Source organism: Catenuloplanes indicus (assembly GCF_030813715.1).
Lineage (GTDB): Bacteria > Actinomycetota > Actinomycetes > Mycobacteriales > Micromonosporaceae > Catenuloplanes > Catenuloplanes indicus.
The window spans coordinates 4883059-4898470 of record NZ_JAUSUZ010000001.1; the positions used below are offsets into that span (position 1 = coordinate 4883059).

Consider the following 15412-nt stretch of genomic DNA (forward strand, 5'->3'; position numbering starts at 1 on the left):
CACAAGGGGCAGTCGAGCGATGAGTACGGACAAACCGCAGCTCACCGGCGATGAGCAGGGCGGCGCCAAGGCTCCGGTGCCGGACCAGGCGGCCACCGCGACCAGAGCCGGCGACGACAAGGCCGTCGTCGCGGAGAAGGCGACCGCCGGGGCGAAGGCCGCCGGTGAGCCGGAGCGGAGTACGGCGGCGCTGCGGTCCGCGGCACCGGGCGAGGCGGCCACGGCCTCGAAACCGGCCGCGCGGCCCGGTGAGATGACCGTCGCCAAGGACCCGAACCGGGACCCGTTCGAGTCGTTCGGCCCGCCGCCACCGGTGCAGCTCACCCCGGTCGGCCGGGTGGCAGCCGCGGTACGCGGCGGGCTGACCCACGAGTGGACGATCGCGATCCTCGGCGGTCTGCTCTTCGCCGTGGTGATGACCTGGCCCACGCTGAAGTACCCGCTGCACACGATCCCGCAGGACATCTGGGACCCGACGCTGCAGGCCTGGCAGATGGCCTGGTCCGGGCACATCCTGCTGACCGACCCGGCGCGGCTGTGGGAGTCCAACACGTTCTATCCGAACGAGTTGAGCTTCGCGTTCTCCGACGCGCTGATCGGGTACGCGCCGGCCGGCATGATCGGCGAGGGACCGATCGCCGCGGTGCTGCGCTACAACATCATTTTCGTGCTGGCGTACGCGATGGTCTTCGTCGGCGGCTACGCGCTGGCCCGGCAGCTCGGCACCGGCCGGATCGCGGGCGCGGTCGCCGGCGCGGCGCTCGCGCTCGCGCCGTGGCGGCTGGCCCAGGCCGGTCACCTGCACGTCATGTCCAGCGGCGGCATCATGCTGGCGCTGGCGATGCTGGCCCGCGGCCACGGTTACTCACTGCGCCACGGCTACCGGCCGGAGAAGCGGCACGCCGGGTGGGCGCTGGCCGGCTGGCTGGTCGCGGCCTGGCAGCTCAGCCTCGGCTTCGGCATCGGGCTGCCGTTCGCGTACGCGCTGCTGCTGATCGTGGTGGTCTCACTGGTCACGTACCTGGTGAAACGATTCTGGGTGTGGACCGAGCCGAAGCCGTTCGGCTGGCGGCTGCTCGCGGCGGACGCGGGCGGTGGCCTGGTCTTCGGCGCGGTCGGCGCGCTGCTCGCGATCCCGTACTTCCGGGTCTCCGAGCTGTACCCGTACGCGAAGCGCAGCATCGAGGAGATCCAGCTCTACTCGCCGCCGCTACAGGGCTTCTTCACCGCGTCCGGCGAGTCCGCGGTCTGGGGCACGCTGCACGCACAGGCGCGGGACGCGTTGCCGTGGGCGCCGGAGATGACGCTGCTGCCCGGGTTCGCGCTGATCGGGCTCGCGACGGCCGGCCTGTTCTTCTCGATCTGGACGGTTCGGCAGCGGCTCCTGATGCTGGCCGGCGTGCTGGTCAGCGGCGCGCTGGCGATGGGCACCGAGTTCTTCGGCGGCACGTTCACCTACGTGCCGCTCTTCGAGTACCTGCCGGGCTGGCAGGGCATCCGCACGCCGGGTCGGCTGGTGCTGTGGACGACGATCTTCCTGGCGCTGCTGGCCGCGGGTGCGGTCGCGGCGTACTCGCGCCGGGCCGCCGACTTCTCCCGCGACCAGGTGCCGGCCCGGCCCGGCCTGCTGCTGCGCGTGGTCACGCTGCTGCCGCTGGTGGCGATACTGATCGAGGGTACGAACGCCACACCGCACCCGCTCGTGCCGCAGCAGCCGCTGGCGATGCGCACGGTGGACGGGCCGATGCTGGTGCTGCCCAGCGAGGGCGGCTGGGACCAGCACGTGATGCTCTGGTCGACCACCCGCTTCCAGCAGGTGACGAACGGTGGCAGCGGATTCACGCCGCAGCTCACCGACCAGATCCGGCAGTCCGCGGCGTCCTTCCCGGACCAGCCGAGCGTGGACTATCTGCGCAGCGTCGGCGTGCGGACCGTGGTGGTGCTGCGCGACCGGATCGGCGGTTCGGACCTCGCGGCCCGCGTCGACCTGCCGGTGGACTACCTCGGCATCACCCGCGAGGACATCGAGAACGCGGTGGTCTACCGGCTCTGACCAGCAGCGGAAACGACGAACGGCCCAGGCCGGCGACTGCCGGTCCGGGCCGTTTCGCGTTCAGGTCACACGGCGGACGTCGAAGGCCGCATGTTCCGGTGAGCCCAGGTATTCCTGGGACTTCATCCGGCACCAGGCCGGGATGTCGTTCGCGGCGGCCGGGTCGTCGGCCAGCACTCGGACCACCGCGCCGACCGGCAGCGCGGGGAGCCGCTTGGCCAGCGCGATCACCGGCAGTGGGCATCGCTGGCCGAGGCAGTCGAGGACCTCGGCCGGCGAGTCGTCACCGGCCGTCGTCATCGCCCGCCGACCGGCCGTCGCGGTCCACGTCCGGGTTTTCGGCCCCGGCCGGGTTCTCGCCCGCGGCCGGGCCGCCGCCCGCGGCTGAGCCATGGTTCGGGGAGGGTTCAGCCGAGCGGTCGCCGGTGGCCGGCGAGGTGGCGGACGCAGCCGCCGGGCCGGAGACGGACGTGCCGGCCCCAGAAGCGTCCACCGGGCCAGGGACGGCCGCCGGGCCGGACGCGGAGGTATCGACCCCCGAAGCGTTCGCCGGGCCGGAGACCGTTGCCGGCCCGGAAGTGGCCGCAGGGCCGGGATCAACCGCCGTGCCGGACGTCGCCGAGCCGGACGTCGGCGCCGTATCCACGCCGTCGCCGTCCGGGCCGGACACGTGGTGGCCGGCCGGGGGAGTGGACGGAGTCGCCGGGAGGTGGGCCGGTGGCGCGTCGGTGGCCACGCCGGCCCTACCGGTGCCGGGGCCCGCGCCCGCGAGTACCGGCAGCGGAGCCGGCCGGCCCCGGCCGAAGCGGCTGATCACCCACGGCGCGTCCGGTGCGCCGTCGAGGACGCCGCCGTCCGGGTCGTCCTCGTAGGTGGCGCGGACCGGGTCCTCCTCCGGGTGGCGGATCTCGCGGATCACGAACCAGCAGAGCGCCGCGACGGTGACCAGCCGCAGCGTGGACGCGAGCACGAACACGCCCTCCGGGAAGACCTGCTTGCCGGACGCGCCGAGCAGCTCGCCGTAGAACGCGACGAAGTACAGCACCTCGGCCGCCTGCCAGGCGAGGAACGCGCCCCAGCGCGGCCGGGCCAGCACCGCGAGCGGCAGCAGCCAGAGCACGAACTGCTGCGACCAGACCTTGTTGAAGATCAGGAATGCGGCCACCACCAGGAACAGCACCTGGGCCAGTCGCGGCCGGCGCGGCGCGGTCATGATCAGGTAGGCGACGCCGAGGCAGGCCAGGCCGAAGAGCGCGTAGCTGGTCCAGTTCAGCGCGGGATCGACGTTGTTACTGAACCACTCGAAGAGGCCCTGGTCGCCGGGGATCAGCGGGGCGAGCTTGCCGTCCAGGTACCGCCCGACGTACCAGAACGTGCCCCAGTCGATCGGCCGTTCCGTGTTCAGCTCGAAGAACCGGTTCCACGACTCGCGCCAGAGCAGGAACACCGGCGCGTTGACCGCGACCCAGGTGACCGCGCCGGTGCCGAACGTGATGAGCACCGGCCGGAGCTTCGCGGCCCGCAGCCCGAGGATGAGCAGCGGCCCGAAGATGAACAGCGGCCAGAGTTTGGCCGCGGCGCCGAGCCCGAGCAGCACACCGGCGAGCACCGGTTTGCTCTTCGCCCAGGCGTAGAGCCCCGCGGCGGCCAGACCGATCACCAGGAAGTCCCAGTTCACCGTGGCGGTGACGAACAGCGCGGGCGCGAGTGCGAACAGCGCCGCGTCCCACGGGCGGCGGCGGCGCAGCGCCAGGATGACGGCCGCGGTGGCGACCGCCAGCGCGGAGAGCACCAGCGCGTTCACGTCGTAGAAGAGCGTGCCCTGGTTGACCGCCGGGTTGTTCTCACCGTACGCGTGGACCGGCAGACCGAGCGCGCCCATGAAGTAGCCGGTGACGACCGGGTACTCCACCGGGTGGTCGCGGTACGGGACCTTGCCCTCGTTGAGCCCTTCGGCGTAGTAGAGCGCGAGCACGTCGGTGTAGCAGAACCGGGTGTACTGCACGTGGTTGTCCCAGGCGCCGTCGCGGCAGGGCGACTTCTGCACCCAGTGCAGCGCGAGCGTGAGGCAGACCAGCGCCAGCACGATCCGGGAGGCGGTCCAGAACGGTGTCGTCCCACCCCGGCCGGGCGCGGCGTGGTCGCCGAGCGGCCCGCCGATCGCCTCGGAGAGGCCACGGACGAACGGCTCCGACTGTCCGGGGTTGTCGACCCGCGGCTGCTGCTCGACGTTCATACGAGGCATCTTGCCGCATGACCCTGGGGAACCGGACACGGCCGTCGAAAGAAGATGCATCGATGAAAAAGAATGAGGCCGGTGCACACCTGGTGTGCACCGGCCTCATCGCGTATCAGACGGGTCGACCGCTAATCGTCGTCGTTCCCCGGCCCGCCCCCGCCGGGCACCCCCGGCAGAGCGGGTAGCCCGTCCGTCGGCGTGGGTGACGGCGTCTGGTTGCCACCGCCGTTGTTGTTGCCACCGCCGTTGTTGTTGCCACCGTTGTTGCCGCCGAAGAGGCAGGTGAAGTCGAACGGCTCACAGCTCGGCGACCCGTTCGGGTTGGGGTTCTGGTTCTCCGGCTTGTCCGGCGCCTTCGGCGACGGCGAGACACCGTTCGCGAGCACGCTCGGGTCACCGACGGAGCTGCCCTCCGGGAAGCTCTCCACCTTGTACTTCGCCGCCTTGTTCGCGGCGTTCATGAAGTCTTCCCAGATCTGGCCCGGCGTGTCACCGCCGTACATGTCGCTGCCGTCCGGGTCCTTGATCGCCGCTCGGGCGCCGGAGGTACCGACCCAGACGCCGGCCGCTATCTGCGTGGTGGCGCCGAGGTACCAGGCGTCACCGTTGGTGCCGCCCTCCTTGCCGAGCTCCCAGGTGCCGGACTTGGCGAACGCCGGACGGTCACCGGCGAGCGCGTGGTTGTTGCCGTCACTCGCACCGGGGATCTTCTGCAGCACCTTGAGCATGCTGTCTATCTGCTCGGTGTCGAACTTCTTCTCCGGCTTGATCTGCTCGCCGTTGACCTTGACCCACTCGCCGGTCGCGCTGTTCTTCTTCTCGACGCTGACCACGAAGTGGGCCTTGTTGTAGTCGCCGCGGTTGGCCAGCGTGGCGAGGCCGTTGACGTGCTCGATGACCTTCACCTTGTACTGACCGAAGCCGACCTCGACGTCGAACTTGCTCGGCGCGACCGCGGTCGGCTCGACCTCGGCGAGGTTGATCTCCTCGTCATCGTTGGTCCACATGGTGCGCACACCCGCGTCCCGGGCGACGGCGACGACCTTGTCCGGTCCCATCTCCTTGGTCATCCAGTAGAACGGGACGTTGAAGGAGTCGATCGTCATCTTCTCCAGCGAGCAGTACTTGCCGCAGGCCGGGTCCTCACGGCCGGCGTTGGAGATCTCGCGGCCGCCGCGCTCCTCGTCGACGTTCTTGGTGGAGTCCCAGTACGACTCCATCGACATGCCCTCGCGCAGGCCAGCCGCGAGCGTGTACATCTTGAACGTCGAGCCCGGCGGGTGACCGCCGTTGCGACCGGCGAAGTCGAAGCCGGCGCCGTCGTCACCGCCGTAGTAGGCGAGCACCTGGCCATTGGTCGGGTCGATCGCGACCAGCGCGGCCTGGTGGTTCTCCGCGGTCTTGCTCATCGGCGAGGACTTGCTCTTACGCGAGGCCGCCTCTTCCGCCGCCTTCTGCATGGCCGGGTTGATCGAGACCTTGACCCGGTACGGCCGCTGCTGCCAGTCGGTTATGCCCATCTCGGCCAGTTCGTCCTTGACGTAGTTCAGGACGTGACCGACCGGCTTGTTGTTGACGCACTCCGCTTGGCAGGCGTTCGGATCGTACTTGGCCAGGCTCTTCTCCGGGAACTCGGCCTTCGCCCGCTCATCCGCGGTGATCCAGCCCATCTCGGCCATATTGTTGAGCGTGTACGCCCAGCGCTCCTTCGCGGCCTCCGGGTTACGCGCGGGGTCGTAGCCCTGGTGGCCACCCGGCACCGGTTCCGGCTGCTTGATGACGGAGGCGAGCACGGCGGCCTCGGACGCGGTGATCGCGCCCTCCTCGCCGGGCATCTTCGTGACCGTCTTGTTGAAGTAGGCCTTCGCGGCCGCCTCGATGCCCTCGGCGCCACGGCCGAACCAGATCGCGTTGAGGTACAACGAGATGATCTGGTCCTTGTCGTAGTTGTCCTCGATCTTGCGGGCCAGCAGCGCTTCGCGGATCTTGCGGTTGTAGTTGATGCCGGTCAGCTCCGCGGCGTGCCGCGCGTACTGCTGGGTGATCGTGGACGCGCCCTGGGTGTCGCCGCCGGAGATGTTGTTCCAGGCGGCGCGGGCGATGCCCTTCATGTCGATGCCGGAGTGGTCGTAGAAGCCCTTGTCCTCGGCCGCCGCGACCGCGTGCTTGACCAGCGGATTGATCTTCTCGTCCGGCACCACGGTCCGGTTGTGCTCGCCGAGCTTCGTCATCTCCGAACCGTCCGCGTACGCGATCGTGGAGATCTCCGGCTCGAACGTGTTGATGTCCGGCACGTCGTCGAACGCGTACGTAAGGCCGACGATGCCGATGCCGGCCGTCATGATGACGACCGCGAACGCCGCTATCGACCAGTTGGCGATCTTGCGGCGCTTGGCGCGCTTCGCGGCCTCGGGGTCCATCGACCCGGCGGCACGGCTGCGGCGACCGGGGCCGGTACCGCCCGGCCCGGAGTCGCCGGGGCCGGCCGGGGAGACCGGACGGACGCTGGCACGACCCGGCACGGCCCGGCCGACCGGTGCACCACCGACTGCGGCACCACCGACTGCGGCACCACCGACCGCGGCACCACCGACGGCCGCGCGGCCCGGCACACCCGGTCGTGCGGAACCGACCGACGCGGATCCCGAGCTGCCCGGCACACGGGCGCCACCGACCGCGGCACTGCCGCCGACCGAGGCACGCCCGGGGACGCCGCCGACGGACGCCGATCCGGAGCTGCCCGGCACGCGGGCGCCACCGACGGCACCGCTGCCGCCCACGGAGGCACGTGCGCTGGGCGGCCCACCGGGCCGAGCGCTGCCGGAGGCACGCGGGGGCACGCCTCCACCGGGCCGGGCACCGTTACCCGGCCAGCCGCCGGACGCACCGGCACCGCCGTAGCGGTCGTCCGGCTCACCGGAGCCCGGCATCCGGCCTCCGCCCGGACCGGAGGCCCGGTCATGCGGAGAACTGGGTTCGCCGTACGCGTTCATTCGTCACACCCTGCCGGTCGCGGTGGCGCGAGTCGACGACCCTGGGGGTGGCCGTGAGCTTCGCCACGAACGGACACAAGGGGCGCGGCAGCACATACCGCCGCCCCTTCACTTGACTTTGTAGCCGTTACATCCGCAAAAAACGGACTTATCGGGCTAACGATCTGATTTGCATCTCCGACCCACGAGCGCGTCACCGTTCCGCCCCTCGTCTACGGCCGGAATCGCCACCGGGTTCATCCGCCTCCAGGCCCTCGCGGCCCAGCAGGAACTGCTCTACCAGGTGGTTCCAGGAGCAGCCCTGGCACACCTCCACTACGTACACCTGAAACTCACTCAGCGTCATCGCCAGCATCGGAAGCTCGGCCAGCTTGCGCGCCTGACCGGCGGACTGCTTGAGCTCATCACCATAGATGTAGTGCACGAGAGTGAGGTTCTCCCGGCGGCACATCGGACACCGCTCCTCGGTCGGCTCACCGTGGAAACGTGCCGCGTTCTTGAGGTAGGGGGAGGCGTCGCAGACCTCATGGACGCCCACCCTGCCCGAATGCACGTCACGCAGCACTGCTCGCCTCTGGAGCGAGTAGTCCACCACCTGCCGCTGCGTGCGCACGGACTGAAGAGTAACGGCTCCCGGCCCAAGAGGCGACAACGCTCACTTTCCGTGACAGTCAGTGGCCGACACGAACGTTTGACGGCACATCGTTTGCGCATCGGCCATCCCTCGTTCTACGGTTCGATGTATCGGGCCGATACATCGGGCGAGAGGAGACGGCCGTGCTGGAGTTCGCGATCCTCGGGCTGCTCTCCGAGTCCGCCATGCACGGCTACGAACTGCGCAAGGAACTGGGCACCAAGCTCGGCCCGATCCGCGCGGCGATCAGCTACGGCACGCTCTACCCGACGCTCAAGCGGCTCCAGCTGGCCGGCTGGATCACGCAGGCCGGTGAGACGCCCGCGACCGCGGACGAGGTGCCGGCGCTGACCAGCCGGCGCGGCCGGATCGTCTACAAGATCACCGCCGAGGGCAAGGAACGGTTCGCTGAGCTGCTCGCGCACGCCGGGCCGGAGACCTTCGACGACGCGGGCTTCAACGTGCACTTCGCGTTCTTCGCGCGCACCGACCGCGCCACCCGGCTGCGCATCCTGGAGGGCCGCCGCCGGAAGGTCGAGGAGCGGCGCGAGGGCCTGCGCAACCTGCTGGCCCGGGCCAGCGAGCGGATCGACGCGTACACGCTGGAGCTGCAACGCCACGGCCTGGACGCGTGCGAGCGCGAGGTCCGCTGGCTGGAGGAGCTGATCGCGAGCGAGCGCTCCGGCCACGGCCCCGGCCGCGACAACACTGGCGGCCCCGGCCGCGACAAACTCCCGCCCTCGACCGGCACCGCCGCCGGGGAGGAGCCGGGCCCGTCATGACAGGTGACCTGTCGTGCTGACCAAAAGTAAGGAGGCAAGCGGGATGGGTTCCGTCCGCGTGGCCATCGTCGGTGTGGGTAACTGCGCCTCGTCCCTGGTCCAGGGTGTGGAGTACTACCGGGACGCCGACCCGAACGACCGGGTTCCCGGCCTCATGCACGTCACGTTCGGCGACTATCACGTCTCGGACGTGACGTTCGTCGCGGCGTTCGACGTGGACGCCAAGAAGGTCGGCCGTGACCTGGCCGAGGCGATCGTGGCGAGCGAGAACAACACGATCAAGCTCGCCGACGTGCCGCCGACCGGCGTGCAGGTGCAGCGCGGCCCGACGTTCGACGGTCTCGGCCAGTACTACCGCGAGATCATCGAGGAGTCGGACGAAGAGCCGGTGGACGTGGTGCAGGCGCTGCGCGACGCTCAGGTCGACGTCGTCGTGGCGTACCTACCGGTCGGCTCCGAGGAGGCGGCGAAGTTCTACGCGCAGGCCGCGATCGACGCCGGCTGCGCGTTCGTCAACGCGCTGCCGGTCTTCATCGCCTCCGACCCGGCGTGGGCGCAGAAGTTCACCGACGCGGGCCTCCCGATCGTCGGCGACGACATCAAGAGCCAGGTCGGCGCCACCATCGTGCACCGCGCACTGGCGAAGCTGTTCGAGGACCGCGGCGTCGAGCTGCTGCGCACGTACCAGCTGAACTTCGGCGGCAACATGGACTTCATGAACATGCTGGAGCGCAACCGGCTGATCTCGAAGAAGATCTCCAAGACGCAGTCGGTGACGTCCCAGATCCCGCACGAGATGGTCAAGAGCGACGTACACATCGGACCGTCCGACCACGTGCCGTGGCTGGACGACCGCAAGTGGGCTTACATCCGGCTGGAGGGCAAGGCGTTCGGCGACGTGCCGCTGAACGCGGAGCTCAAGCTCGAGGTGTGGGACTCGCCGAACTCGGCCGGCGTGATCATCGACGCGGTCCGCGCCGCGAAGATCGCGCTGGACCGCAAGGTCGGCGGCCCGATCCTCTCCGCCTCGTCCTACTTCATGAAGTCCCCGCCGGTGCAGTACTCCGACCACGACGCGCACGCGTCAGTGGACAAGTTCATCGCCGGTGAGATCGAGCGCTGACATCAAGAGGCGTGAGCGCGATGCCCGGTTTTGGCATCGCGCTCACGCCGTCCGGGTTCTGGCCGAAAGCACAGCGCGATGCCCGGTTTTGGCATCGCGCTCACGCCGTCCGGGTTCTGGCCGAAAGCACAGCGCGATGCCCGGCTTTGGCATCGCGCTGTGCTTTCTTTCTATCCGGACCAGTCTCGTTGCAGCGCGACGCGGGCCTCCAGCTCCAGCAGCACGCGCTTGCGGGCCAGGCCGCCGCCGAAGCCGACCATCTTCCCGCCCGCCCCGACCACCCGGTGGCAGGGGACCAGCACCGGGATCGGGTTGCGGTTGCAGGCGGTACCGACCGCGCGGGCCGCACCGGCGTCCCCCAGACCGGTCGCGATCTCGCCATAGGTGATCATCTCGCCGTACGGCACGCGGGCGATCCGCTCCCACACCGCGCGCTCGAAGCCGGAGCCGCCCGGCGCGCGCAGCGGCACGGAGAACGCGGTGAGTTCGCCCGCGAAGTACGCCCGCAGCTGCACCACCGCCTCGTCCAGCACCGCCGGCCCGCCCGCGGCGAACTCCACCGCCGCCGGGTGCCGCCCGAAGTGGACGCCACCGACCGCGTCCGCGCTCCCGGTGCCCACGGAGAGCTCACCGATCGGCGAATCGATCACCACCCAGCGCATGGCGTCAGCCCCGGGTGTACTCGATCGTGTAGGCGTTGCCCTCCTGCGTCATCCGGCTGCTGCTGCAGGTGTAGTCCGCCGTGTCCGAGGACGCCAGGAACTCCTGCTCCTCCGAGGTCTCCTCGCCGTTGACGAAGATGACGAACGTGGCCTCGGTGTCCTTGCCGGTCAGCGCGAGGCGGCTGTTGCGCGACGTGTACTCGTACGTCACCTCGCCCTGGATCCGCAGCCGCACGTTCTGGCCGCTGAGCGTGCCGGTGTACTCGGTGCCGGTGCCGTAGTCGAAGACCGCCGTACCGTCCGGGGCCAGGGTGAATTTCGCGCCCTTGCCGCCGCTCAGCTTGATCGTGCCCACGTTCGGGACCTCCAGGTCCTCGGTGTGGGTGGACACGTTCCAGGTGCCGACCGTGCACGCGTCGATGTCCGGATTCACCGAGACGGCCGGGGTCGGCGTACCACCGGCGTTCGGGTCGTTCTTCTCGTTCTCGGTGTTGCCCCAGACCGCGATGCCGATGCAGCAGAGCAGCACCAGCACGACCGACACCAGCGCGCCGATCAGGAAGTTCAGGCCGCTCCGGCCCTTGTTCTGCGGCGGTGGCGGCGTGTAGACGGGCGGGTACGCCTGCGGCTGCGCCGTGTACTGCGGGGCCGCCTGGTAGGGCGGCGGAGGCGGCGGGCTGCTCGGATAGCCACCACCGCTGGTCGGGTAGCCCGTACCACCGCTGGTCGGGTAGCCCGCGCCACCGCTGGTGGGGTAGCCGGCACTGCCGCTCGTCGGGTACGACGGAGCGCCGCTGGTGTGCGGGTTCGGGTACGGGTCGTAGCCGGAACCGCTGGTCGGCGCCGGGTACGGAGGCTGCTGGGGATAACCGGGCGGTGGGTAGTTCGCCGGAGGCGCGGAGGTCACCTCACCGGTGCCGCGGTAGTTGCCGCACTGCGTGCAGTTGCCCGCCGCGTCGATGGTGCCGCCCCCACAGACCGCGCAGGGCCCCATGTCGCCTCCCGGCTCGCTATCTCCTGCGGCTGTCCCCCAGCCAAACCCGGACGCCCGGGAGACGATGCCAAACCGGACACCGGCCCTCGAGCCCTCAGACCCGACGCTAGCGGGTGCGATCCACTCGCCCCAATGGCCTCAACGGTCAGCGGATCTTACTCAACGAGCAATTCTCGGCCCGGCACCGCGAACCCCATCACCCACCGCAACATCGCGATCACTCAACTCTGACCAGCCGTTCCGTCTGCGCGTCCGCGGCGCTCAGCGTCACCTCGTCCGCGCCGCACTCGACGGACCAGTCGGTCATCGAGGCGGGCCACTCCGCCGGCACGCCCGGCTCGCCGCCGTCCCGCGTGATCGTGAACGTGGCCGCGGAGCGCGCCTGGGTGGCGGCCGTCCGGCCGTCCGCGGACACGAACTCGAACGTGACCGTGCCGGCGACCGTGATCAGCGCGTCCCGTCCGTCGACGGTGGCCGCGTACGCGGTCGCGGCGCCGTAGTCGACCAGGCCGGTCCCGGTCGGCTGGTAGGTGACCTCGGGCCCGTCGCTGGTGAGCGTCACCTCGACCGTGCCGATTCCGGGCAGCGCGACGAGTTCCCGCTGCTCGGCGACGCGCCACACGCCGGCCAGGCACTCGCCCGCCGCCGGGCTCGACGGCAGGGACGACGGTGAGGGCGACGGCGACGGCGAGGGCGACGGCGACGCGACCGCGGCCTGCGCCTGCAGCGGGCCGGTGAGCCGGTCGGCCGCCCGGGAGTCCGCGCCCGCGAACCGCACCACCACCGCGCCGAACACCCCGGCCGCGACCACCCCGGCGATCGCCACCAGCACCACCGCGACCGGATGCGCGCGCTCGCTCCCGGCCAGCGCGGGGGAGCGGGAGTCGTAGCTCATCACCGGCTCGGCCGGTGCCGCCGGCGGAGAGACCGGAGCAGGAGCGGCAGGGGTACGCCAGGAGGGCGGCCGCGGCACCCTCGGCGAGACCGGCGGCCCGGACATGGACCGCCCCGACACCGGTATCCCGGACACCGGCGGCCCCGAGACCGGTGGCCCCGAGACCGGTGGCAGCGGCGTGGTCTCCGCCGCATCCCGCGGCGGCCCGGACACCGGCCGATAAGCCGGATTAGTCGGGTACGTAGGCGACTGCACGCGCTGCCGCGAGACCCCGCACCCAGCGCACGTCCCCCCGGCCGTGACCGTCACCTCGCCGCAGATGGCGCACGGTCGCACTGCCCGGCCCTCCTTCGCCACCGATCGGTCCTCCACGAAGGACCGAGCAGTGAACGTAGCCGACCGTACGCGCGCCGCATAAGCGGTTGATCCGATCGAAATCAGTGAACGGATCGCCAGGTGAAAACTGTCCTAAAGGTTGTGTGCACGCGCCCAGGAACGCAGCTCTTCCTCCGCCTCGTCCCGGGTCAGCGGCCCGCGCTCGAGCCGCAGCTCCTTCAGGTGCCGCCAGGCCTGGCCGACCAGCGGCCCCGGCGGCAGCCCGAGCAGCTCCATGATCGCGTTGCCGTCCAGGTCCGGCCGGACCCGGGCGAGGTCCTCCTCGGCCGCGATCCGGGCGATCCGCTCCTCCAGCGCGTCGTAGTCCGCGGCCAACGCCGCGGCCTTGCGCCGGTTGCGCGTGGTGCAGTCGGAGCGGGTCAGCTTGTGCAGGCGGTCGAGCAGCGGGCCGCCGTCCGTCACGTACCGGCGCACCGCGGAGTCGGTCCACTCGCCCCGGCCGTAGCCGTAGAAGCGCAGGTGCAGCTCGACCAGGCGGGTCACGTCCGCGGTGACGTCCTTCGGGTAGCGCAGCGCCTTCATCCGCTGCCGCGTCAGCCGCGCGCCGACCACCTCGTGGTGGTGGAAGCTGACCCGGCCGTCCGAGCCGACCGCCTTGGTGGCCGGCTTGCCGATGTCGTGCATCAGCGCGGCCATCCGCAGCGTGAAGTCCGGCTCGCCGCCGCCCTCCAGCCGGATCGCGTTGCTGACCACGGTGAGCGTGTGCTCGTAGACGTCCTTGTGCTGTGCGTGCTCGTCGATCGCGAGTTTGAGGCCGGGCAGCTCCGGCAGGAACCGGTCGGCCAGGCCGGTGTCGACCAGCAGCCGCAGCGCCGCGATCGGGTCCGCGCCGACCATCAGCTTGGTGAACTCGTCCCGAATCCGCTCCGGCGTGATCCGGTCCAGCGACGGCGCCAGCTCGGTCATCGCGGCGACCACGGCCGGGTCCGGCGTGAACCGCAGCTTGGCCACGAACCGCGCGGCCCGCAGCATGCGCAGCGGGTCGTCGCCGAACGACTGCTGCGGCGTGCCCGGCGTCCGGATCACGCGCGCGGCGAGGTCGCGGAGACCGCCGTGCGGGTCGGTGAACACGTGCCCTGGCAGGCTGACCGCCATCGCGTTGATCGTGAAGTCGCGCCGGACCAGGTCTTCGGCCAGGCTGGTGCCGTACCGGACGACGGGGTTGCGGCTGACGCCGTCGTAGGCCTCCGCGCGGAACGTGGTGATCTCCAGCCGCAGCCCGCCGCGCATCGCGCCGATCGTGCCGAACTCGCGACCGGTCTCCCAGATCGCCTCGGCCCAGCCCTTGAGCACGGCGAGTGTCTGGTCCGGCTGCGCGTCCGTGCAGAAGTCCAGGTCGTCGCCGAGCCGGCCGAGGAGCGCGTCGCGCACCGAGCCACCGACGAGGTGCAGCTCGTGCCCGGCCGCGACGAAGCGTCGGCCGAGCTCGTCGGCCACGGGGGAGACGCGCAGCAGCTCCGCGACGGCGTTGCGCTGCGCCGCGGACAACTGCGCCTCGGAGAGCGAGGGCTGGCGCTGATCGACCCCGACGGGGCCCTGGGACGTTTCAGACATGGGACCGCCAGCGTATCGCCCTCGTGCAGGGGGCAGGATGGTTACCCATGCCAGTCCCCGAGGCGCTGCGCGCGCTCGCCGGTCGTTCCTCCTTCTGGTCCGAGTGGTTCTTCACCGGTGACGAGCCCACCGACCGTCCCGCACTGCTGGTCACGCTCCCGGTCGCGGGCGGTTACCGGCTCCGGCTGGACGTGGACTTCGCCCAGCCGTACCACCTGCTGGAGTTGACCGCGCCCGGGTTCGACGCGCACGAGGGCACGATGCTCGGCTGGGACGCGCCGGACGACGGCCGTCCGCACGTACTGCGCTGGTCCGAGCTCGACCTGATCGGCCGCGTGATCGCGATGGACGACCCGTCGCTCACCCACCCCGGGCTGGTGGTCGCGCTGCTCAGCCGGTTCGCACCGGTCACGCTCGCGGATGACGTGCCGGTGGTGCGGGCGCTGTTCACCGCCGCGTTCCGTGCGCTGCGCCCGGCACCGCTGGAGGCCGGCCCGGAGCAGGAGCCGATCCCGTTCTTCGCGGAGTCGCGCTGGTGGCCGGTGCCGGCGGACCCGGAGGCGCTCACCGACCGCGAGATCGAGCGGCTGCTGGCCGGCCAGGACGGGCGCCGGGCGGGCCTGGACTGGTACCACCACGAGGGTGCCGGCTGGGTGGCCACACAGCGGGCCGAGCGCAACGAGCTGGGCTTCCCGATCAAAAGCCTGCGCGACGGTACGGAACACGCGTTCCCGTTCACCGGACTGGCCGAGCTGCTGAAATCCGCCCGGTCGCGGCTGACCGCGGAGATCTACGGCGCGCCCTGGTGCACCACGACCGCGGTGGTGCCGCCGGCCCGGCGGATGGTCCACGCCGGGGACCTCACGTCCGTACCGTCGCTGCTCGAGGCTCTGGAAACGGCCGGGTGTGATCACCCGGCCGTGCTGGACGCGCTGACCGAGCCGCTGGTCCCGGCGGAGGCGGCCTGGGTGATCGAGGAGATCGCCGGTACCGCGCCCGGATCGCTGCTGCGGGTGGTCTGCGCCGGCACGCCCGCGGATGTGGAGAGTGCTCGGGTTGACTAGGGTTCGTTCAACGCCGGCGGCAC

12 protein-coding genes are annotated in these 15412 nt (G+C 70.9%); 4 read left to right on the plus strand and 8 right to left on the minus strand.

What is annotated here, in order from left to right; all coding sequences use genetic code 11:
- Positions 1-19 precede the first annotated feature (19 nt).
- A complete protein-coding gene (locus tag J2S42_RS21955; RefSeq protein WP_307241961.1) occupies positions 20-2053 on the plus strand; it encodes a hypothetical protein in 2034 nt (677 codons plus the stop codon).
- A 60-nt stretch (positions 2054-2113) separates the two neighbouring features.
- Here J2S42_RS21955 and J2S42_RS21960 read toward each other — a convergent pair whose 3' ends face one another.
- The 4 genes from J2S42_RS21960 to J2S42_RS21975 form a co-directional block, all read right to left on the minus strand.
- The gene (locus J2S42_RS21960) at positions 2114-2353 is read right to left on the minus strand and encodes a sulfurtransferase TusA family protein (RefSeq protein ID WP_307241963.1); all 240 of its coding nucleotides are present in this window, start codon (positions 2351-2353) and stop codon (positions 2114-2116) included.
- The gene (locus tag J2S42_RS21965; RefSeq protein WP_307241964.1) at positions 2337-4289 is read right to left on the minus strand and encodes a glycosyltransferase 87 family protein; all 1953 of its coding nucleotides are present in this window, start codon (positions 4287-4289) and stop codon (positions 2337-2339) included. Before J2S42_RS21965 ends, J2S42_RS21960 begins: the two co-directional genes overlap by 17 nt.
- A gap of 131 nt (positions 4290-4420) precedes the next feature.
- On the minus strand, positions 4421-6712 hold the full coding sequence (locus tag J2S42_RS21970) for a transglycosylase domain-containing protein (RefSeq protein ID WP_307241966.1): 2292 nt from the start codon (positions 6710-6712) through the stop codon (positions 4421-4423).
- Between the two features lie 766 nt (positions 6713-7478).
- Positions 7479-7898, minus strand: coding sequence for a DUF5318 domain-containing protein (locus J2S42_RS21975; RefSeq protein ID WP_307241968.1), 420 nt, complete (start codon positions 7896-7898; stop codon positions 7479-7481).
- 164 nt (positions 7899-8062) lie between these two features.
- On the opposite strand from J2S42_RS21975, the gene J2S42_RS21980 reads away from it, so the two are divergent.
- Both J2S42_RS21980 and J2S42_RS21985 read left to right on the plus strand, forming a co-directional pair.
- Positions 8063-8701: a PadR family transcriptional regulator gene (locus J2S42_RS21980; RefSeq protein ID WP_307241970.1), complete on the plus strand. Its 639-nt coding sequence runs from the start codon at positions 8063-8065 to the stop codon at positions 8699-8701.
- Positions 8702-8744: 43 nt separating this feature from the next.
- Positions 8745-9824 carry an inositol-3-phosphate synthase gene (locus J2S42_RS21985; RefSeq protein WP_307241972.1) on the plus strand — a complete coding sequence of 360 codons (1080 nt, stop codon included), beginning with the start codon at positions 8745-8747 and terminating at the stop codon, positions 9822-9824.
- Between the two features lie 170 nt (positions 9825-9994).
- On the opposite strand, the gene J2S42_RS21990 is transcribed toward J2S42_RS21985, so the two are convergent.
- From J2S42_RS21990 to J2S42_RS22005, 4 genes are all read right to left on the minus strand, one after another.
- Positions 9995-10486, minus strand: coding sequence for a methylated-DNA--[protein]-cysteine S-methyltransferase (locus J2S42_RS21990; protein ID WP_307241974.1), 492 nt, complete (start codon positions 10484-10486; stop codon positions 9995-9997).
- Positions 10487-10490: 4 nt separating this feature from the next.
- On the minus strand, positions 10491-11480 hold the full coding sequence (locus J2S42_RS21995) for a hypothetical protein (protein ID WP_307241976.1): 990 nt from the start codon (positions 11478-11480) through the stop codon (positions 10491-10493).
- 217 nt (positions 11481-11697) lie between these two features.
- On the minus strand, positions 11698-12375 hold the full coding sequence (locus J2S42_RS22000) for a hypothetical protein (RefSeq protein ID WP_307241977.1): 678 nt from the start codon (positions 12373-12375) through the stop codon (positions 11698-11700).
- A gap of 468 nt (positions 12376-12843) precedes the next feature.
- Complete coding sequence (locus J2S42_RS22005; protein WP_307241979.1) at positions 12844-14325, minus strand: CCA tRNA nucleotidyltransferase; 1482 nt, start codon at positions 14323-14325, stop codon at positions 12844-12846.
- Between the two features lie 47 nt (positions 14326-14372).
- Here J2S42_RS22005 and J2S42_RS22010 point away from each other — a divergent pair, with 47 nt between their 5' ends.
- A complete protein-coding gene (locus J2S42_RS22010) occupies positions 14373-15389 on the plus strand; it encodes a hypothetical protein (protein WP_307241981.1) in 1017 nt (338 codons plus the stop codon).
- Positions 15390-15412: the final 23 nt, after the last annotated feature.

What these genes read in the sequence shown, in the direction of transcription:
- J2S42_RS22000 (WP_307241977.1), bottom strand. Translation starts at nt 12,375, where the DNA reads ATGAGCTACGACTCCCGCTCCCCCGCGCTGGCCGGGAGCGAGCGCGCG.
- J2S42_RS21960 (WP_307241963.1), bottom strand. Translation starts at nt 2,353, where the DNA reads ATGACGACGGCCGGTGACGACTCGCCGGCCGAGGTCCTCGACTGCCTC.
- J2S42_RS21995 (WP_307241976.1), bottom strand. Translation starts at nt 11,480, where the DNA reads ATGGGGCCCTGCGCGGTCTGTGGGGGCGGCACCATCGACGCGGCGGGC.
- J2S42_RS21965 (WP_307241964.1), bottom strand. Translation starts at nt 4,289, where the DNA reads ATGAACGTCGAGCAGCAGCCGCGGGTCGACAACCCCGGACAGTCGGAG.
- J2S42_RS21990 (WP_307241974.1), bottom strand. Translation starts at nt 10,486, where the DNA reads ATGCGCTGGGTGGTGATCGATTCGCCGATCGGTGAGCTCTCCGTGGGC.
- J2S42_RS22010 (WP_307241981.1), top strand. Translation starts at nt 14,373, where the DNA reads ATGCCAGTCCCCGAGGCGCTGCGCGCGCTCGCCGGTCGTTCCTCCTTC.
- J2S42_RS22005 (WP_307241979.1), bottom strand. Translation starts at nt 14,325, where the DNA reads ATGTCTGAAACGTCCCAGGGCCCCGTCGGGGTCGATCAGCGCCAGCCC.
- J2S42_RS21955 (WP_307241961.1), top strand. Translation starts at nt 20, where the DNA reads ATGAGTACGGACAAACCGCAGCTCACCGGCGATGAGCAGGGCGGCGCC.
- J2S42_RS21985 (WP_307241972.1), top strand. Translation starts at nt 8,745, where the DNA reads ATGGGTTCCGTCCGCGTGGCCATCGTCGGTGTGGGTAACTGCGCCTCG.
- J2S42_RS21970 (WP_307241966.1), bottom strand. Translation starts at nt 6,712, where the DNA reads ATGGACCCCGAGGCCGCGAAGCGCGCCAAGCGCCGCAAGATCGCCAAC.